The following is a 19,710-nucleotide window of genomic DNA, read 5'->3' as shown; positions in this document are numbered from 1 at the left end:
TTCAGTTTATTGATTTTTAACTATAATTACAAGCTAGAATCTCATTTAATTTACTTTGAATCAAGAGCATTGTGTTCTTATTATGTATACAAGAAGTGCCTGCTACGCGAAGGAATCCTTCTGCAAATAGCAGGCACTTTATCTTGTATTTTATTATTCTTGTTCAGGATTTTTTAAAAAGTATCCAACACCACGACGGGTAATAATATACGTCGGGTGACTTGGTTGATCTTCGATTTTCTCACGTAATCGTCTAATTGTTACGTCCACTGTTCGGACATCCCCAAAATAATCATAGCCCCATACTGTTTCTAGTAAATGTTCACGGGTCATGACTTGTCCAATATGTTTCGCTAAGTAGTGAAGTAATTCAAACTCACGGTGAGTCAGTTCTATTTCTCTACCTAATTTCGATGCAATGTATGCATCTTGGTGAACAATTAATTCGCCTACTTTGATTTCATTCGCATTATTTTCATCTTCATCAACTTCTTTTAATGCGTTACGACGTAGGTTCGCTTTTACACGAGCCATTAGTTCGCGGTTAGAGAATGGTTTCGTTACATAGTCGTCAGCACCTAATTCCAGACCGAGTACTTTATCAATCTCAGAATCTTTTGCCGTTAACATAATAATCGGCACAGCACTTTCTTTTCTAATTTCTCGACACACTTCCAAGCCATCTTTTTTAGGTAACATTAAATCTAAAATAACGAGGTCAGGTTTTGTTTCTTTAAATTTTTCGATTGCATCTTCGCCATCAAAACTTGTGACAATTTCATAACCTTCGTTTGATAAATTAAATGTAATGATATCCGAGATTGGCTTCTCGTCGTCGACAACAAGTATCTTCTTCATATAGTTTTCCTCCTTACATAAAGGATTAATATTTAGGTAGGTCAAATATTAATTAAATATATATCGTATTAATTATACAGTTTTATTAAATATAGTCAAAATTGTCACAATAAATTAAGGTTTTCTTAATTATTTATGATTAAATAAGAAAAGCAAAGTAGTCGAATATTTCATTCCCCTACTTTGCATATTAACCTAATTTTTTCAAAAAGTCATTTTTAAGCCCTTAAGATTAATGGATAAGGACGGGCATACCTTCGTATGCATGAGCAAAAACATCTGCCATAACATCAGGTGGTGTATTAATACATCCAAGTGATCCTGATACTTGATAAGTGTTTCCACCAAAGTTACTTTGCCAACCAGCATCATGGATACCTTGACCAGTATCATCAAATGGTAACCAGTAATTTACGGGTTGTACATAATCACGCTCTGTACGAGGGTTGTATCCTTTTAATTCAGTGTCTTCTTCTTTATCCCAGATTGAGTAAGCACCTGGTACAGTATCTGTTCCGATTTGTCCGGTTACGATAGGTGTTTCAACTACGATTTGTCCATCAACATAAACCCACATTGTCTGGTGGTCAACACTGACTTCAACGTAGCTATCCCCAATATCATTGCCTCCAGTATTGTAACCCGTCCCCACAATAGTTGGTTGACGTGATACATTCTCACCAGCTTGTAAATCAGCTAAAATGTTTTGCGTTTCTGATTCACGGTCAATGGACCAACCTAATGTTCCGGGTTCAACCGTTACTTCACCTTCTGAAGTACTTTGGAATTGACGCGGTTTGTCATAAGTTGCGTATTCATCATTTAATGTTCCAAGGTATTCGTAAATTAATTCTTGGTCATAAACAATATCGTTATTTGAATCAAAGTAAATCCACTCTTCAATTGTTTCTTGAGGAATTGTGACATTGTTTCCAGCAATTTCAAGGTTAATTTCGGTGTTTTTAGCTGTTTCAATTTGTTCCATGACTGAATCGATTTTTTCGTCATGACTTGATACTTCAGGTTCTAAGTAAGCTGAATTAATTTCGATTGATTCTTCACCATTTTGAACACCGTTCATAATTAATTCTTGAACTTTATCAATATCTAATTGATTTCCTTCTTCCGCTTCAGTAACGTAGTAACCTTGCGCTTCAGTATATTCAATCGTTGCATCTTGAGCCGCTGTACGGTCTTCATTACTTAAACCTAGATTCGCTAATTGTTTGTTTAATTTTTGCTCGTCTAAATTCATTGTTTCCATTAAGCCACCATCATGGTTTTCAGATTGGAAGTAACCTGTAATCCACTCATTTGGGTTTTGGCTATTGTAAGTTTTTGTTAAAACTTCACCCGTTTGTAATTCTGGTTCCAATTCACCTAATTGAATCGAACCAACTTCTTGGCCGTTCTCAGTAATTTGGAAAGTTTTGCTGTAGATATCCTCTTGAATTTTTTCTTCCGCTTCAGGGAGTGTTAAATTACTAATGTCAACACTTCCAAAAGTTGTATTTGCTTGGAATTTCTCAGCATAATATCCGATACCTGCACTATATGCCACAATTATGATGACTAGTACCGATACCACAGAGATAATTAGTTTTTTCATTTGTTCACCTCAAAAAATTTAATATTCGTTCTTTTAAATAACAAGACCTCATTCAAATATATATTTTAGCATGTAAATGTGAATAAAGTATAAATATTACTTAACTATTATGTGGCGGTTGTGTGACAAATTTTCTAATCGCGTGTGCGACTCCATTCTCATTATTCGTTAAAGTCAGCTCATCAGCCACTCTTTTTACTTCTGGATGGCCATTTTCCATTGCGACTCCTAAACCAGCCATTTTAACCATTTCGTAATCATTTAATTCGTCCCCTATGGTCATAATGTTTTCAGCTTTAATATCTAATAGTTGGATTAAAGCATTTAGACCATTAGCTTTATTCGCTAATTTAGGAATAAATTCAATTGCAACGGGTAAAGAGCGGACAATATGAACTTGTTCATATAAATCATTAGGAATTTTTTCTAAATAGTCATCGATAAATTCAACTCCACCAAAGACGACGATTTTATAGAGTGTCTCTAAGTTTAGAACTTCTTCAAATTTTGCCAATGTAATGTCAGTACTTAGCGTTTTAGCGTCTTGTACAACCGTTGGATTCGCTGTCTCATCATCAACTAAATACAGCTTATCTGGATCAAAGGCAACCATTTGAACTTCTTCACTTCGGTACTCTTTAAAGACATCGTAAATTGCTTGACGGTCTGATTCAGTTAATATTGTTTCATGAACAATATTTAAATCAGGTAACTGATGGATAACTGCCCCATTTTGTAAGATTAAATATTCGTCGCCATGCCCTTGTGGCAATTGTTTAGACAAATATTGAATACTTGGTAGCGTACGTCCTGTACAAATAACGACTTGAACACCTTGTTCAATCGCGTCTTTAATCGCGTCTACATTTTCTTGCGACAAAGATTTGTCATCTCTTAGTAAAGTCCCATCTAAATCAATTGCTACGAGTTGAATATCACGTGTCATTTATTCTGCTTCCTTTCTGACCATTAAAAGGCCATCGCCAAGTGGAACGAGTGTTGAACGGTTTGATTTATCATTTAATACAGTATCAAACAATTCATTTAATTTACGATGAATTTTTCTAACGCGTTTTGGAATTTCTGCTTCATCATCTAATACTGTACCACCTTGAAATACATCGTCAATAATTAATACGCCACCTTGACGAAGTAGACGCATACATTCAGGATAAAATTCGATATATTTCGCTTTGGCACTATCCATAAAGATTAAATCATATGAACCTTCTAAGGTTGGTAAGACATCCGCTGCGTCTCCTTCAATTAAAGTAATTCGGTCTTCAAGCCCCATCTTTTTAAAGTTTTCTTTGGCACGTTCATACATTTTCTCATAGCGGTCGATGGTCGTTAAATGCCCATCCGCTTGTAAATGCTGTGCCATTAAACTTGCTGAGAAGCCGATGGCTGTTCCGATTTCAAGAATTTGACTTGGTTGCATGGTTGCAGTAAAGAAATCAAGAAACTTCGCTGTTTCGTGCGGTACAATCGGAATGCCTAATTCATTCGCGTAAGCTTCAATCTCACCAAGTCCTCCCTCAAAGCCAAGTTGGCCTTCACGCATAAAGTCAACAACTTTTTGCATCACGATTGGGCGGTGCATCATTTCGTTTAACATGTTATTACTCCTCTATTCAATATTCTCCAGAAAAAAACGAACTTTGGCGCTTGATCAGTCCTAGCTGGCCGACTCAAAGAGTACCGAAAGTTCGTTAGACATACTTGATTATTGGTCACTCTCTACAGAGTCTAAGTCCAATAATTCTTCTACTGTTATATCACTCGCATCTGCAGTGACGTCATGGTATAAGTTATAATCACTCGAAATTTTGTGATCGTCATCATATTCCACGTGAATTCCACGAATTCGACCGTTATCAATATGGCTTGTCGTAATCACATAATCACTTGCTCTTAGAACAATTCGCTCGTCATCGTCTGGCACATAGCCTAGATGATAAATAATCAGACCAGCAATTGTATCTACTTCATCATTTTCTAATTCAACATCAAAATACTGATTAAATTTATCAATTGGTAAAATACCATTCACGTAATAATTGTTATCATCGATTTTACGTATGTCACCAGCTGTTGAAATATCTGTCTCATCTTCGATATCCCCAACAATCTCTTCTAACACGTCTTCTAATGTAACAATCCCTTCAACCCCACCATACTCATCTCGCAGTATAGCCAAGTGAGTTTCTTCACGTCGGAATTCAACTAATAAATCATCAACAAAGACTGTGGATGGTACAAATAGTGGCTCACTTGATATATCAAGAATATCAATATTATCAAAACCAACTGATCGTGCGTGTTTCAATAAATTCTTCATATGAACAACACCCACAACATTATCTTTTTCACCTTCATAGATAGGAATTCGTGAGTAAGGTGTACCTAGCAACGCTTCAATATTCTCATCGTAGTCATCTTCAATATCAACCATGATTGTATCCGTACGCGGCACCATGATTTCTCTAGCCATCTTATCATCTAAAGATAGGACACCTTGAAGCATTGAAAATTCAGCTAAATCAATAGAACCTTCTTTTCGGCTTTCAGCCATTAACACTTTCATCTCATCACGAGTGAATTTTTCATCATTCTCTGAGAAATCAAGAGGTGTTAGTCGCTGTAATAATCCAGTTGAAGCTGATAATAGTGCAATAAAGGGACGGAAAATTTTCTGAATCGTTCCAATAATACCACTTGTACCCATGGCGATTTTTTCTGGCATTTGTAATGCCACTTGTTTTGGAAACAATTCACCGAACACTAAAGTAATATATGACAAAATTAACGTAACGACAACAATCGCAACTGTTGCTGCTCCAGGAAATGTCGGTAGCAAAGCTGAGAATCTGTCAGCAAATGAAGTCGCTGCAGAGGCACTGGATAAGAATCCTGCTAAAGTGATCGCAACTTGAATAGTTGCTAAGAAATCATCAGAATTCTCTAATAATTCCAAAACCCTTTGAGCTTTCTTATTACCTTCTTCTGCTAATGCTTTCATTTTTGACTGGTTGACTGATACGAAGGCAATTTCACTTGCTGCGAAAAACGCGTTAATTGCCGTCAAGACTATAATTACTATGACTTGTGTCCACAAGGACCCCGAGGAACCCATTATTTTCTCTCCTTTTAATAATTCAATTTTTTTCTTTACTTATAAATATAAGAAAAAAACGAACAAATTGCAAGAAATAAAAGATGAATTAATCATGTCTTTCCTCTCTTTTTTTATGTAAGCAATTTTTATCAAGTTTAACCTTCATCTTCTTGTAAAATCAGCGTTCTTTTCTATTTCTTCCTGAATGAAATATGAATAGTTTTTAACATATTTCTATTGCATAATAATTCTAATAAAAACTAGATAATTTTATTCATATATGTTACAATTATATGTTGTGCTAATGAGAAACACAGATTTAACATTAATTTAATATTAAAAAACAATTAGAAAACCTTTGCATTCTGAATCGCATTTTGCTAATATGAATCTATCAAAATACAGTTTATTTTACTACAAGGAGTTTCGCTTTATGATAAAAAACCTCGTGCATCATAAAGACAATATTGTGACGATTAATGAAACAATGAATTGTCTCGACGCGATCGAAATTTTAGAGCAGCATTCTTTAAGAAATGCGCCGGTCGTCGATGCTACAAATACATTATACCGCGGTAATATTTACCGTTATCATATTTATAAATACAAATTTCATCACCCAGATGCTGATCTTGCGCAAGTAAAAGTGACTCAATTTCTTAAAAACACGACGCGAGTTGTTCACGAGAATGATACCTTTTACCAATTAATTTTTGCGATTCGTGATTTACCTTTTATTGCTGTATTGGACAAGGAAAATGTCTTTACGGGAGTCATCCAACACGATGTTATGATTAATTACTTAGCTCAAGCTTGGGTCGCAGACAAGTCAGGTTACGTTCTTGCTATTCAAACACGTGGGGAAAAAGGCGAGCTGAACAAATTAGCTCGACTTGTGAATCGTAAGGCAGATATTCAATCTGCCGTTACCTTTGAGAAAACGTCCTATGATACGTCCACTTACTTAATGGTAACGCTACCAGAGTACTTGGATGTATCGTCAGTCCGTGCACTAGTTAATGACTTGACTCGCCGCAAATACGATGTCAATGTGGTTACGTTGTAGGATAGTGAAAATTTGAGAGAGCGCTTGAGTTAGATGGCTGTGCTGTTGGGCACGTTTTTCGCAAACTCAAGTCAAATGAGTTTGCCGTTCGGCTCTAGTTGCGCTAACTCAAGACAAATGAGTTTGCCGTTCGGCTCTAGTTGCGGTAACTCAAGACGAATGAATCACCCATTCGGCTCTAGTTGCGCCAACTCAAGACAAATGGATTCGCCATTCGGCTCTAGTTGCGTCAACTCAAGACAAATGGATCACCCGTTTGGCTCTAGTTCCACTCCCATCCATTCACCCAGCACAAATTAAAAGTGTCCAAAGATCTTCAAGGATCTCTGGACACTTTTTGCTTGCTCTTATTTAATTTTTCTAAGCTTTAAAGCCTTGTAAGAAAGGATTCGATTGAATTTCTTGTGATACCGTCGTTGGTCCGCCATGTCCTGGGAATAAGACAAAGTCTCCAGGTAAAGTTAAGATATCACGGGCAATTCCAACTAATAACGTTTGTAAATCGCCACCAGGTGTATCTGTTCGACCAATCGAGCCGTTAAATACAGTGTCGCCACAAATCACAAAGCCATCTTCTTTGAATGTGTACACGACATGTCCGGGACTATGACCTGGAATCAACGCAATGTCAAAGGTAAATGATCCGACTGTATGTTCTCCAAGTTCAGTCCATAAATGATCCGCTGGACGGTTCACTACAACTGTACTTGGTTGCATATTACGGTTCGGAGTTTGGAATGTCTCCGATTCAATTTCATGGACATATACTTCAATACCGAATTCGTCACGCACTGAATCCACTGCTAAGACATGGTCAAAATGTGTATGAGTAATCAGAATCGCTTCGGGCTCCCAACCATTTTCCTTTATCCAAGCGATAATACGGTCTGCATCATCACCTGGATCAATAACCAATGCTTTGTTGTCTTCATTATAGACGACATACGTATTTTCCTGAATTTGACCGACAACTAATTTTGCTACTTTTAACATAATTTTGCCTCCTAGAAAATTTTAATAAGAATCGTCTAAATAAACTCTTGTCACTCGAGGACCGATAGACGTTAGGATTTCATAACCAATCGTTCCAACTTCTTTTGCGATTGTTGACGCATGGTTTGTCCCTTTATAATCCGTTCCGATCAAAGTAACGTTTGTTCCAATAGGATATTCACGTGGTAAGCGAATCATTAATTGATCCATATTAATTGTCCCAACAATTGGGCAAGCATGGCCGTCAACATTTAAAGAAATCCCTTTATAGTGACGTAACCAACCATCCGCATAACCAATTGGAATTGTTCCAATCCACTCATCTTCACTTGCTTCATACGTAGCGCCATAGCTTACTTTAGAGCCTTTCTCTACTTTCTTCACATAGATTAATTCTGACACTAATTGTAAAGCTGGGCGCAATTCTTTAGTGATTGGGTTATCAAAATCATCTTTAGGGTCGATTCCGTACATCGCAATCCCTAAACGCACAATATCAGTTGGGTAATCTAAATGCCACATTCCCATACCTGAGTTGGCAATATGACGCACTTTAACTTCTTCAGGAATAGCTTCAGTTAATTCTACCCACTTATTATATTGCTCTTCAATATATTCCTCTGGTCCACCACCAGCTGTTGAGAAGTGAGTAAAGACACCTTCCCAATTTGTCCAAGGATAGGCTTTAATGCCTGCTTTAAACGCTTCGATTTCTTCAACAGAACGCAGGCCAATACGCCCCATACCTGTATCTAAAGCCAGATGGAACGTTAATTTAGATAGATTAAATAAACCTAATTGGTTTGTCTCTTCTAATTGTTCATACGCCAATTTGAAAAAATCTAAATGGCTAATTGTAATGGTTAAATTATAGTGTAAAATTTCAGCGATACCACGCGGATCTGTCAAGCCTAAGATAAGAATGGGCACTTGCGAGAAGCCGTGGCTACGTAGTTCAATTCCTTCATCAACCGTCGCAACAGCTAAACCAGTTGCGCCAGCTTGAAGTGCTGCGCGAGCTATTGGCACAGCTCCGTGTCCGTAACCGTTGGCTTTGACAGTGGCATAAATCTGTTGGCCGTCATTTAACTGACTTTCAACCAATTGAATATTGTGGCGGATTGCAGTTAAATCAACAATCGCTTGTGTGGGTCTATGGTCGCTATAATCTATCATTAATTTATCTCCTTCTTGTTAACAAAATACTCTTTTAATCTGTCTCTTAATACATGATCATCCAATTCAACAATCACGGTTGCTGTCGCATGAAAGCGTGAATGACTTATGGAAACTTTCGCTTCTGGGTGAGTAAAGGGTGCGTTCGTAATCACCGGCACACCTCGTTCATCAGGTAAAATCGTGATATCGGTGAACTTTAATTTACTCCCTACGCCTGTTCCTAACGCTTTTCCATAGGCTTCTTTGGCACTGAATCGCCCCGCTAAAAAGCTGGCTTGCCTGACTTGCGAATAATTATTGTAGATTTCTAACTCAAGTTCGGTCAGAATCTTTGCCGCAAAACGGGGTTGTCGCACCGAAGCTTCTACAATGCGCTCAATTTCTATTATATCTGTCCCTAATTGCATTCTAGCTCTCCCTTTGGAATTTATATATTTATCTCATTATACATTAAAAGCCGTATGAACATAGTGTCATACGGCTTCTGCAGCAAAATGCGTTAGCTTCCGCCATTGCTTTACTTATTTTATTTATATATTTTTTTGGTTAAAAGTCAGCTTTTACCAAATTAGAAAAGCTGAATAAAAGGATAAACTGTGTTTAGTTTATTCCGTTAAAATGAATTTGGTGCTTTTTTAACAAACATTTCATAGAATGTGCTAATTAGTCGTTTTTGGACTTGATTTTAAAGTTTTTGCTTTTACGATCAGAATTATTTCCTTGTTGTTTACCTTTGTTACCTTGTTTGCCTTTGTAACCTTGTTTTCCACGGTTGTTTCCACCACGGTCATTACGGTTGTTACTACGGCGTCTGTTGTATTTTTTGTTGTTTTTAGATTTCTGTCCCCCAGCATTTGGTAATGGTCTTTGTGGAGAAATAACAACTTCAACATCGTTATTTTCTGATAAAACTTCTTTTAATAAAGCAGAAACTAAATCATTTGCTTCGTAATGAGCTAATAACATTTTCGCAGTGTTGCGGTGTTTGTTCGCTTCATTCGATTCTAAAATCTCATTAATTTGGTCAACTAATTGTTGAACTTGTCCGTGCTCTACTTCTTCTGAAGTTGGCGGGCTTAATGGTTTCATTTGTTTACGAGTTAAGTTCTCGATTGTTTTTAAGTAAGACATTTCATTGTGTGTAACGAATGATAATGACATACCATCTTTACCAGCACGTCCTGTACGTCCGATACGGTGAACATAACTTTCTGGATCTTGTGGAATATCATAGTTATAAACGTGTGTCACACCAGAGATATCTAAACCACGGGCTGCAACGTCAGTCGCGACTAAGATTTCAACGCGTCCTTGACGGAATTCGTTAATTACGCTTGAACGTTTTTGTTGTGTTACGTCTCCGTGAATTAATTCTGAGTTGTAACCACGTAAAGTTAATCCGCGTCCAACTTCGTCAACACGTTTTTTCGTACGACAGAAGATGATGGCTTGCTCTGGATTTTGTACATCCATAAAGCGGGTTAAGACATCGAATTTTTCGTTGTCTTTTAATTTAACAAAGTATTGTTCAATTAAATCAGCTGTCATTTCTTTCGCTTCAATCTTAACGTGAATCGCGTCAGTTAAGAATTGCTCACCTAATTTTTTAATTGCGGGTGGCATTGTTGCTGAGAATAATAGTGTTTGACGTGTTGCAGGAGTTTTTTGGATAATCGCTTTAATATCATCGATGAATCCCATGTTTAACATCTCATCTGCTTCGTCTAAGATAACTGTCTCGATGTCTTTTAAGTTTAAGACACGACGGTTAATTAAATCTAGAACACGTCCTGGTGTTCCTACAATGATTTGTGGGTGATTACGTTTGATACGTTCGATTTGTTTTTGAATGGATGTTCCACCGTATACAGTGAATACGCGTGCGCGAACATCTTTTCCTAAGCGGAAAATTTCTTCTTGAACTTGGATTGCAAGTTCACGAGTTGGTGCAATAACAATTCCTTGAATTCCTTTATTGTTATTGTGGATTTTATTCAACATTGGAAGACCAAATGCAGCTGTTTTACCAGTACCAGTTTGAGCTTGACCAATAACGTCGCGTCCTTCTAGTGCATGTGGGATTGCTTGTTGTTGAATAGGTGTTGGTTCCTCGAACCCCATATCATCTAAAGTATGGATTAGTTCGGGTTTTAAATTAAATTCATTAAATTTCACTAAGGTATTACCTCTTTCTGTTTTGCCTGTTTGTTATATGTTTGTTTAAAAAGAAAAAACGCCTAGACACAACTCAGTATCAAGAAATGGGCATGTGTCATTAGGCGATGCTTTGTAAATTTTCACTTTAACCTTTGTTAGTGTAACATGTTAATCCTTACGTCACAACCATTTTGTTTATGATTGCGTTTCCTTACTTGTTAAGTGTGTCACAACTTTTAATAAATCAACACCGAAACTTGACTTAACTAAGACCATATCATCAGAAGTAACCGTATTCTCAAGTTGTTCAATGAGTTTTTGATGGCTTTCTGGTTCATAGATGAGATGTGTGTCATCATAAACTTCTTTTAATTCTTCGTATAAATATTGCATTTGCTCGCCAAATAAGTAAACAACATCGATATTTTGTGAATCAATATCTTTCGCAATCTCACGGTGGAATTGTTCACTGTGAGGACCTAATTCGCGAATATCTCCTAGGACAGCAATTTTACGACCGTTCTCTTTTGTTTGAAGTGTTGAATAAGCTTGTAATACTGCTCGCATCGATGTTGGGCTCGCATTATAGGCGTCATTTAATAGTTGAGCGCCATTCTTCATCTCTAGCCATTCTAAACGGTTCGCCGTTAATTTAAACTGAGACAATTGGAAGATCGCTTGTTCAATTGGAACATTAATGCTTTTAGCAATACTTAAAGCAATTAAGGCGTTTGATACGTTATACGCTCCCATAACCGGAATCATACATAGAACATTTTCGTCTAAGTTTGTTTTAAAGTAAGTTTTACTTTGTTCTTCAATTAATTCTTTCGCATAAACATCACTGGTCTCGTCAAAGCCGATACTTAGCGTATCAATGGATTTATTTAATTCTGGCATCTCACTTTGTATTAAAGGCTCGTCACCTGGATAAATAAATAAACCAGATTCTTTTAAGCCAGATAAAATCTCTAATTTGGCTTGAGCAATTCCTGCACGTGATCCTAAGAACTCTAAATGACTTTCGCCAATCAATGTGATGACTGCAATATCCGGTTGGGCAATTTCACTCAAAGCTTTAATTTCTCCGAAACCACTCATACCCATTTCACACACTACAACTTCAGTTGTTTCTGGCATTTGCAGTAACGTATAAGGTAAACCAATCTCATTATTATAGTTCCCTTGAGTTTTATGCACTTGGTATTTTGCCATGAGCGCGTTGGCTGTCATATCTTTGGTCGTTGTCTTTCCGTTACTTCCTGTAATTCCAATCACGATTGGATCTAGAATGTCACGGTAGTATTTCGCTAAGACTTGCATCGCTTCTAAAGTATCGTCTACAAAGATGCAGGCAATTTGTTCCGAAGGTGCCTCAGCTTGGTCTTTAGACCAAAAAGTTGCGATAGCACCATTCTCAATCGCTTTTTGGATATATTCATGGCCGTCTGTCTTTCCACTAGTTAGCGGAACGAATAAGCTTCCAGAAGTTATTTGGCGGGAATCGAATTCTACGTTATTAATTTCAATGTCTCTATTTTCTGCGGTGTAGTCAATCGCATGTACTGCTTTAACTACATCCATTAATTTAATATTTTTCATGTTTCACCTACCATACATTTCTCGTTATTTATCATATCTAGTTAAATATATCATATTTTGTCCAAAATAAAATACGAATCACTATTGCAAAGCAAAATAATGATTCGTATTCGACTAAAAATCGACTTTTAATTGGCTATTTCTTTCATGGCGACGTAAGGCTAACTGGATTAATTCATCAATTAAATCACGTTGACTTAAGCCTGTACCTAACCATAAGTTCGGATACATACTGTATTGTGTAAAGCCTGGCATAGTGTTGATTTCATTAATGTAGATATCTCCGTTGTTTGTTAAGAAGAAATCCACTCTAGCTAAGCCTGATCCATCAATCGCACGATAGGCTGCAAGCGCGTATTCTTGAACTTGGCTAGCGATGTGGTCAGGAATTTCAGCTGGAATTTGCATCTCAACGGTATTATTGATGTATTTCTCATCATAATTGTAAAAATCAGATTGCTTCACCAATTGTCCAACCACACTGACGTGCGCATCATCATTCCCTAAGACAGCCACTTCACACTCTTCTGCGCGAATTCCTTGCTCAACAACGATACGACGATCAAATTGTAAAGCCAATTCCACAGCTTCAACTAATTCACTGCTGTCAGTCACTCTTGATATCCCGACACTAGAACCTAAATTCGCTGGTTTAACAAATAATGGATATAACAAGCTACCTTCTGAACGCGCAATTAAGTCTTCTTTATCTGATTGCCATTCTCTTTGATCGAAAGCGATGTAAGGAACTTGCGGTAGTCCTGCACGTTCAAATAAGTTTTTACTGATAATTTTATCCATTCCAGCAGCACTTGCAGCTACGCCTGCTCCTACATATGGAAGATTTAGAATTTCTAAGAATCCTTGAATTGTTCCATCTTCTCCATTTGGTCCATGAAGAATTGGGAAGACAACTGTATCCTCTTCCGCAATATCACCAGGATTAATGTTAATACCGGTCGAAGAACCTTTTTCATTATCACACCAGGATTCTACTTGTGCGGAACTTAAGCGTAACTGTTCCGAGAACGCGCTTGGCTCTTCCAATAAAGGTCCCTTAATCCACTTCCCTTGGCGGGTAATATAGATAGGTTGAACTGTATATACATCGAACATAATTTGTTGCACGATATTATGTGCTGATAATATCGAAATATCATGCTCTGCGCTTTGTCCGCCATAAAGCATTGTGATTTTCATTGTCTAAACCTCCAATAGTAAACTCGTCTAATAGATAAAATTTTTTTAATTTTAACAATAGTAAATATACCATATTTCCACTGTAAAAATAATGTTTTTTTCTATTCTATTCATAATACTATATATTAATTTATGTAATGGAATTAAGCAAGTCACTTTCTAAGCTTAGTAAGCATCCTCAGCGCTTGATATAAGCCCTTGACTTCGTAATTCAAAATCATCAAAGTCGTCAATCGCTTCTAACTCCAACGTCCAACGTTGTGCGTTCGTATCGTAAACTAGAAAGCCAACATGTTCTTTTGGCACTTGATCTTGCGTTAATAAGGTTAGTTCGTCCTCGATGATATTTAAAGGCACTCTCCAATAGGTACCGGTTTGGATCGCTTGAACAAAGTTAATCTTTAATCCACGTGAGAATAGCGGTGCGATTTGCTCCACAACATTCAATGGTAAAGGATTCACTTTTTCTTTTCGCATAAAAAAGAGTGAACGAGATTCATTCACTAACGCAACCATTCTAGCATGGATAACTCTTTGAAAACGCGCATAGAAATGTGACACAAAGCGGTAGAAGACTTTCAGTAGCCCGTTCGGTAATCTTAAAAATACATAGTTATTTTGAAGTTTATAGAAAAATGCTGACTTTAAGCCTTTATTTGCGTGGAACAAATACAAAATTTCAGCAATCTCATTCGCCGTTAACTGATGCATTGATTCGACATTCTCAAAATCAATCCAATTTGACATTCGCAACTCTGCGTTACTACTAGCTTCGAAGTAGTTCGCTACTTCTGTTTTATTTCGTAAAACTTTGAAATTTGTTTGCGCGTCAAAACGTCCAACCTCAGGAGGTGCTTGAGCAAGTATTATATTATTCGGCATATACTGGGATTCAAAATCCTCAAGGACTAGATCAATACCTCGAGTCATAATATGGTTAGTAACAGAATCATAATGAACATATAAATTTACACGACTCACACTCGCATCCTCCTTTCTTCCAATTTAATTTCTTAACATAATATACTACATTCTACCCATTTTATTCATAAATTAATAGTGTTAAAACACGAGTTTATGTGACATTTATGTTACATATTTCCTTTATTAAACTTCCCTTATATTCCATGGCAGTTATATGAGTCAGCACAATAATAACTAAGCATTATTATGCAATTATTCATTTACCATCCGAAGTTAATAGTATCAAATGAGTATCTCAATGACATCTCTCCATAAAAATATTCTATAATAGTTAACAAGCAATTGCTAGAGATACGCCTACTGACCTTCATATATCCATCTTAGCATGTTTGTATGAATTATTTAATAACAAAGAAACGACCTACCTTATTAGGTAAGTCGCATCATTTATAATGATTATTAAAATTGAACTTCTGGTACTTGGCGTGCTTCCTCTGGAGTTTCTAGTAAGCTTCGTCGATTAAAGCCATGAACATTTGCCACAATATTCGTCGGCACTGTTTCAACGGTTGTGTTATATTGGGTTGCAGTTGAGTTGTACAGTTGACGTGCCGTCGCAATTTGTTGCTCCGTTTTCTCAAGGGTTGATTGCAATTGTGTAAAGTTCGTATTCGCTTTTAAATCTGGATATTGCTCTGCGACAACTAATAGTCTTGATAGAGCTCCTGATAATTCATTAGACTTAGCATTAATTTCAGCTGGATCCGCATCACTTGGCAAGTTAATCAATTGTTGTCTTGCTTGAGTGACTGATTCTAAAGTTTCTCTTTCGTGACTCGCATAACCTTTTACCGTGTTCACTAAGTTTGGAATTAAATCGTTACGACGTTGTAGCTGTACATCGATTTGGCTAAATGATTCATCTACCCAGTTACGACGTTTAATTAAATTATTATAAATAAGTACCCAGATAATCGCGATGACCACGATAACGGCGATAATTATCCACATGATATTCATATATATATTCTCCTTCCGAGACATTTAATAGTTTCTACTATACATTATATTAAATAATTGATTCATTGTCGAAAATTATCCCCTATAGCTCGTTTTCCCTCTTAAAAAATAGACTTAATCGTCAATGTGTTCTTAAGTGTTGTTTATCTCGAATTCGTATTGATGTCTGCTTTTTATCATGCTATTATCAAGTTATCGTTTGAATGACTAAAAAACAAATCTTGAAAGGAAGATATACATATGACAACCGAAGCAATTACACAATCAGCAACAACTATCCAAACAACTGGAATTGAATTAAACGCGTTAAAACCAACTGAATTAGCAAGTTTTTATGAAGAAAAAATCGGCTTAACTTTACTAAGCAAAGATAACGAAGAAAAAATCTACCACTTAGGAACACCAGATGGAACAGTCCTTATCTCAATTTACCCAACGACAACTGAAAAATCACAAAGAACGACTGGTTTATATCACTTAGCTTTATTATTACCAACACGCGGTGACTTAGGTGGGATGTTACGTCACTTACTAGAAAACCAAGTCAATGTTGAAGGTGCATCAGATCACGGGTACAGTGAGGCATTATACTTACCTGACCCAGAAGGAAACGGTATTGAAATATACGCTGATAAAGATAGAAGCGAATGGGTAATTAAAGAGAATGGCTTAATCGAAGGAATTGTTATCGCGATGGACGCTGAAGGCGTACTTTCATCACAAGAAGTGCCTTTCACCGGTATACCAAATGGAACAACGATGGGGCATATTCATTTACACGTAAATGATATTGAATCAACTTTAAGTTTCTATCATGAAGTGATGGGCTTAGGTCTTAAATTCATTATGAATGAAGCAGCTTTATTTATGGCTACACAAGACTACCACCATCATTTAGGTGCCAACCTTTGGAATGGTCATAATATCCCTGCTGCTCAAGACGGAACACAAGGTTTACGTAACTCTGTTTGGTCAGGTTCTGCGGAAGATTTAAAAGCGATTCAAGCAAAATTAACTGACATTGGACATGAATTTACTAAAGATGGCGAGACTCTTTACTTTAAAGATCCGGCCGGAACAGGTATTATCCTAAAAGTCATAAAATAATAAAACATTGAAAGGTGTACTTGCTATGGCTTGTACACCTTATTCTGGTTTTAATACTATTTAATTTGAAAGGATGACTTTTTTGAAAAAGAAAACACTGAAAATAATTATCGCTCTATTCTTACTTGCCCTTATCGTGAGCCCACTCACAGCCATGGCGCAAGAAGACGCCACTTCTGACGCTATTATTTATCCAGCCAGTTACCAACTTAACTCTATGGATTCAGTTGCCTTAGCTGATTTTTATGAATATAACATGGGGATGACGATTCTAGAAGAAGCAGATGGATATTACCGTTTAGGAACGTCGGATGAACGTACGTTACTTGAGATATTCCCGACAGATATCCCTCGTGGGGACAGCTTATCAACAGGACTTTACCATACAGCATTCCTATTCAATGACCGTGAATATATGGGGAGCGCTCTAAACCATCTCATGGAAACTCAATCGCCTATTGAAGGCTTTACTTATCACGGTGTAAGTGATGCGATTTATGCTGCTGATATTGAAGGTAACGGGATTGAATTATATTGGGACTACCCAGTAGAAGAATGGCCTCAAGGTGAAGGTGACAACTCTGTTGACATGTTAAACGAGCCACTTGACTATGTTGAATTAATGGAATCAGCTACTGAGGAATTCACTCAATTAGATGAAGGTACTAAAATTGGACACTTCCATTTAGTATCTGACGACTTTGATGCAGCGGGTAAATTTTACAGTGATGTCTTTAATTTAAACACGCAAAGTTATGTTGAGGGTGACTCATTCTTCCAAGCTTCTGGAAGCTATCACCACCATATCGCAAATAATAATTGGTTCGCCGATCAAGGGATTACACAACCAGAAGAAGGCCAACAAGGACTTCGTGCAACGATTTGGGAAACTCAATCCGAAGATTTCTTTAATGAAGTGATCAGTAACTTAGATTCTTTAGGAGCTGATTATACTCTAGAGGATAATTCACTGAGCTTTAATGATGCCTCTGGTTTAGGTGTGATTGTTGAATTAGTTTCTGAATAAACATTGAGCGTAGAATATAAGGGATATCCCCTTTGTTCTACGCTTTTTTGTTGGGTAAATTATTTTATTGCATAAGGATTTTAAATATTTTATAATGACTGCATTTGAAAACACGCTTGAAAGGAGGCTCAACCTATTAAACGAACACATAATCTATTCCGCTGGGGGATTGCCCTCGTCGCTTTAGGTCTTTTAGTCTACGTGATGCTTCACTTTGCTTTTGCCAAACAAGGCTTTCATATTGATGAAATATACTCTTATGGTCTCAGCAACAGTTACTACAATCCCTTTCCAACCGCAGTCAATGAATGGACGCCAAGTACGTATTATCAAAACTACTTGATGCCAAATCATGCAACGGCGTTTGAATATGGTTCGGTGATGTCTAATCAAGTCAATGATGTACATCCGCCACTGTATTATTTATTATTCCACACAATTGCCTCTTTTTGGCAAGGTGGCTTTTCACCGATGGTGGGCTTAACGCTTAATTTAGGGGCGCATATTGCGACTGTGATTGTATTATTTTTCTTAATCTATTACTTAACGAAGAACTTTTATTTAAGTATCTTTTCCGGCTTGTTCTGGGGGTTGAGTATAGGTGGCTTAAGTTCGATGTTGTTTATTCGGATGTACCACCTGATGGGCTTTTTCGTCATTAGTTTGTTATATCTACTTTTACGGTATAGCCGTTCTAATAAATCACATACGACAATTCTTTTAATACCTATATTTATCGCTACTTTATTGGGCGCTTTGACTCATTATTATTTCTATTTGTATGCCTTCTTTATTGTGGTGGTCGCTTGTATAGGACTTCTATTGATTAAAGAATTTAAAAAAGCCTTCTTACTTGGTTTGATTGAGGCAGGTGCGATTGGGGTTGCTTGGGCAATTTTCCCGGCGGTCTTTTCACATATCTTTGCTTCAAATCGGGGTGTTGAAGTATTAAATAATGCCAACAACGCGAATTTCACTGAGAATTTGAAATTGTATTTAAGTTTTGTGCAAGAAGATTTACTTGCTGACGTGTCGCTGCCAATCTTTATCGGTGTGTTAATTGGCTGTGTTATTTTACTATTTGTGCAAAGCAAGACCTTGCTGAACCGAGTGACTTTCTTACAAATCGTGATGATTATGTTACCGATGGGCTTATATATCTTTCTCGTTCAAGATTTATCTCATTATCATACCGCCCGCTACATTTATCCGATTTATTCAGTCGTCGCTGTGTCAGTTGTATTAGTGATTTACTTTGCTCTGCGGGCGATTTTAAGTAAGCCTTGGAGTACGGTCATGACCATTCTAGGTTTAAGTTTCATCGTCTTACTTGGTTTCAAGCGCGAGACAGTTTACTTTCAATATTTAGATCAAGGGACTTTAACGCAAAATATCCTTGAAAATCCGACCGATTCGGCGATAGTCTTTAGTGCTTCGCGCTGGCAAATCGCAGAATACTCCCCCCAACTCGCATTGCATGATGATGTGTATCCGATGATTCTGGAATCGACGGACGCGAGTGACATGCCAGTGATGGAGGCACATGATTTGGACGAGCCTTTAACAGTTTATACAAATAATCCCCAACTTAACCAAGAGGATTTAATCCAGTCAGTCTTAGAGAAGTATCAATTAACGGATTACAAAGTATTGCATCAAACCAATGATTTAATAGTTTATTATTTCGAATAATTTATAGAAAATGCGAGTGAGCGAAGGTTCACTCGTATTTTTTTGTAAGTTGAATTGCAATAATTATTGCGACAATTTTTTATTTACCCAATTAATAAGAGTTCGTGTAAAAATACTTCCAAAGGTGTTTGGTAATCTAAGCATTTCCTAGGACGATT

The 19,710-nt window shown here is 37.0% G+C and carries 17 protein-coding genes; 4 read left to right on the top strand and 13 right to left on the bottom strand.

Translation table 11 applies throughout. The features are described 5' to 3' along the window. Window positions 1-153 precede the first annotated feature (153 nt). The 5 genes from yycF to ACFO5Y_RS02575 form a co-directional block, all read right to left on the bottom strand. On the bottom strand, window positions 154-858 hold the full coding sequence (gene yycF / locus ACFO5Y_RS02595; protein WP_138404477.1) for a response regulator YycF: 705 nt from the start codon (window positions 856-858) through the stop codon (window positions 154-156). A 232-nt stretch (window positions 859-1,090) separates the two neighbouring features. Continuing rightward, entirely contained in the window at window positions 1,091-2,467 is a 1,377-nt protein-coding gene (locus tag ACFO5Y_RS02590) for a L,D-transpeptidase family protein (RefSeq protein WP_197105045.1), read from the bottom strand. Window positions 2,468-2,567: 100 nt separating this feature from the next. Further along, on the bottom strand, window positions 2,568-3,413 hold the full coding sequence (locus ACFO5Y_RS02585; protein WP_197105046.1) for a Cof-type HAD-IIB family hydrolase: 846 nt from the start codon (window positions 3,411-3,413) through the stop codon (window positions 2,568-2,570). Continuing rightward, entirely contained in the window at window positions 3,414-4,085 is a 672-nt protein-coding gene (locus tag ACFO5Y_RS02580; RefSeq protein ID WP_197105047.1) for an O-methyltransferase, read from the bottom strand. Between the two features lie 108 nt (window positions 4,086-4,193). Further along, window positions 4,194-5,603: a hemolysin family protein gene (locus ACFO5Y_RS02575; protein ID WP_197105048.1), complete on the bottom strand. Its 1,410-nt coding sequence runs from the start codon at window positions 5,601-5,603 to the stop codon at window positions 4,194-4,196. A 415-nt stretch (window positions 5,604-6,018) separates the two neighbouring features. On the opposite strand from ACFO5Y_RS02575, the gene cbpA reads away from it, so the two are divergent. Next, window positions 6,019-6,651: a cyclic di-AMP binding protein CbpA gene (gene cbpA / locus ACFO5Y_RS02570; RefSeq protein WP_197105049.1), complete on the top strand. Its 633-nt coding sequence runs from the start codon at window positions 6,019-6,021 to the stop codon at window positions 6,649-6,651. Window positions 6,652-7,011: 360 nt separating this feature from the next. On the opposite strand, the gene ACFO5Y_RS02565 is transcribed toward cbpA, so the two are convergent. The 8 genes from ACFO5Y_RS02565 to ACFO5Y_RS02530 all read right to left on the bottom strand — a co-directional run bounded on the left by ACFO5Y_RS02565 (window position 7,012) and on the right by ACFO5Y_RS02530 (window position 15,726). After that, on the bottom strand, window positions 7,012-7,644 hold the full coding sequence (locus tag ACFO5Y_RS02565; protein ID WP_197105050.1) for an MBL fold metallo-hydrolase: 633 nt from the start codon (window positions 7,642-7,644) through the stop codon (window positions 7,012-7,014). 21 nt (window positions 7,645-7,665) lie between these two features. Next, window positions 7,666-8,820, bottom strand: a complete 1,155-nt coding sequence (gene alr, locus ACFO5Y_RS02560; RefSeq protein ID WP_197105051.1) for an alanine racemase — start codon at window positions 8,818-8,820, stop codon at window positions 7,666-7,668. Further along, window positions 8,820-9,230 carry a holo-ACP synthase gene (gene acpS / locus ACFO5Y_RS02555; protein WP_197105052.1) on the bottom strand — a complete coding sequence of 137 codons (411 nt, stop codon included), beginning with the start codon at window positions 9,228-9,230 and terminating at the stop codon, window positions 8,820-8,822. Before acpS ends, alr begins: the two co-directional genes overlap by 1 nt. A gap of 256 nt (window positions 9,231-9,486) precedes the next feature. Further along, a complete protein-coding gene (locus ACFO5Y_RS02550) occupies window positions 9,487-10,998 on the bottom strand; it encodes a degradosome RNA helicase CshA (protein ID WP_197105053.1) in 1,512 nt (503 codons plus the stop codon). A gap of 177 nt (window positions 10,999-11,175) precedes the next feature. Further along, window positions 11,176-12,582, bottom strand: coding sequence for a UDP-N-acetylmuramoyl-tripeptide--D-alanyl-D-alanine ligase (locus ACFO5Y_RS02545; RefSeq protein ID WP_197105054.1), 1,407 nt, complete (start codon window positions 12,580-12,582; stop codon window positions 11,176-11,178). Between the two features lie 114 nt (window positions 12,583-12,696). Beyond that, complete coding sequence (locus ACFO5Y_RS02540; RefSeq protein ID WP_197105055.1) at window positions 12,697-13,782, bottom strand: D-alanine--D-alanine ligase; 1,086 nt, start codon at window positions 13,780-13,782, stop codon at window positions 12,697-12,699. Window positions 13,783-13,947: 165 nt separating this feature from the next. Continuing rightward, window positions 13,948-14,763 carry a hypothetical protein gene (locus tag ACFO5Y_RS02535; RefSeq protein WP_197105056.1) on the bottom strand — a complete coding sequence of 272 codons (816 nt, stop codon included), beginning with the start codon at window positions 14,761-14,763 and terminating at the stop codon, window positions 13,948-13,950. A gap of 402 nt (window positions 14,764-15,165) precedes the next feature. Continuing rightward, a complete protein-coding gene (locus tag ACFO5Y_RS02530; protein WP_171031299.1) occupies window positions 15,166-15,726 on the bottom strand; it encodes a LemA family protein in 561 nt (186 codons plus the stop codon). 240 nt (window positions 15,727-15,966) lie between these two features. On the opposite strand from ACFO5Y_RS02530, the gene ACFO5Y_RS02525 reads away from it, so the two are divergent. The 3 genes from ACFO5Y_RS02525 to ACFO5Y_RS02515 all read left to right on the top strand — a co-directional run bounded on the left by ACFO5Y_RS02525 (window position 15,967) and on the right by ACFO5Y_RS02515 (window position 19,552). Continuing rightward, the gene (locus ACFO5Y_RS02525) at window positions 15,967-16,833 is read left to right on the top strand and encodes a VOC family protein (protein ID WP_197105057.1); all 867 of its coding nucleotides are present in this window, start codon (window positions 15,967-15,969) and stop codon (window positions 16,831-16,833) included. A gap of 82 nt (window positions 16,834-16,915) precedes the next feature. Then, the gene (locus ACFO5Y_RS02520; RefSeq protein WP_197105058.1) at window positions 16,916-17,860 is read left to right on the top strand and encodes a VOC family protein; all 945 of its coding nucleotides are present in this window, start codon (window positions 16,916-16,918) and stop codon (window positions 17,858-17,860) included. A 201-nt stretch (window positions 17,861-18,061) separates the two neighbouring features. Then, window positions 18,062-19,552 (top strand): hypothetical protein, encoded by a 1,491-nt coding sequence (locus tag ACFO5Y_RS02515; protein WP_197105059.1) that lies wholly within the window; start codon window positions 18,062-18,064, stop codon window positions 19,550-19,552. Window positions 19,553-19,710: the final 158 nt, after the last annotated feature.

Origin of the sequence: Ruoffia tabacinasalis (assembly GCF_042652985.1) — a bacterium.
GTDB lineage: Bacteria > Bacillota > Bacilli > Lactobacillales > Aerococcaceae > Ruoffia > Ruoffia tabacinasalis.
Note: the sequence above shows the minus strand (reverse complement) of the source record. Positions and strands in the feature narration are given on the sequence as shown.

Excerpts from the sequence above, each read along its gene's own strand:
- yycF (WP_138404477.1), bottom strand. The coding sequence starts at position 858 with ATGAAGAAGATACTTGTTGTCGACGACGAGAAGCCAATCTCGGATATC.
- ACFO5Y_RS02590 (WP_197105045.1), bottom strand. The coding sequence starts at position 2,467 with ATGAAAAAACTAATTATCTCTGTGGTATCGGTACTAGTCATCATAATT.
- ACFO5Y_RS02585 (WP_197105046.1), bottom strand. The coding sequence starts at position 3,413 with ATGACACGTGATATTCAACTCGTAGCAATTGATTTAGATGGGACTTTA.
- ACFO5Y_RS02580 (WP_197105047.1), bottom strand. The coding sequence starts at position 4,085 with ATGTTAAACGAAATGATGCACCGCCCAATCGTGATGCAAAAAGTTGTT.
- ACFO5Y_RS02575 (WP_197105048.1), bottom strand. The coding sequence starts at position 5,603 with ATGGGTTCCTCGGGGTCCTTGTGGACACAAGTCATAGTAATTATAGTC.
- cbpA (WP_197105049.1), top strand. The coding sequence starts at position 6,019 with ATGATAAAAAACCTCGTGCATCATAAAGACAATATTGTGACGATTAAT.
- ACFO5Y_RS02565 (WP_197105050.1), bottom strand. The coding sequence starts at position 7,644 with ATGTTAAAAGTAGCAAAATTAGTTGTCGGTCAAATTCAGGAAAATACG.
- alr (WP_197105051.1), bottom strand. The coding sequence starts at position 8,820 with ATGATAGATTATAGCGACCATAGACCCACACAAGCGATTGTTGATTTA.
- acpS (WP_197105052.1), bottom strand. The coding sequence starts at position 9,230 with ATGCAATTAGGGACAGATATAATAGAAATTGAGCGCATTGTAGAAGCT.
- ACFO5Y_RS02545 (WP_197105054.1), bottom strand. The coding sequence starts at position 12,582 with ATGAAAAATATTAAATTAATGGATGTAGTTAAAGCAGTACATGCGATT.
- ACFO5Y_RS02540 (WP_197105055.1), bottom strand. The coding sequence starts at position 13,782 with ATGAAAATCACAATGCTTTATGGCGGACAAAGCGCAGAGCATGATATT.
- ACFO5Y_RS02530 (WP_171031299.1), bottom strand. The coding sequence starts at position 15,726 with ATGAATATCATGTGGATAATTATCGCCGTTATCGTGGTCATCGCGATT.
- ACFO5Y_RS02525 (WP_197105057.1), top strand. The coding sequence starts at position 15,967 with ATGACAACCGAAGCAATTACACAATCAGCAACAACTATCCAAACAACT.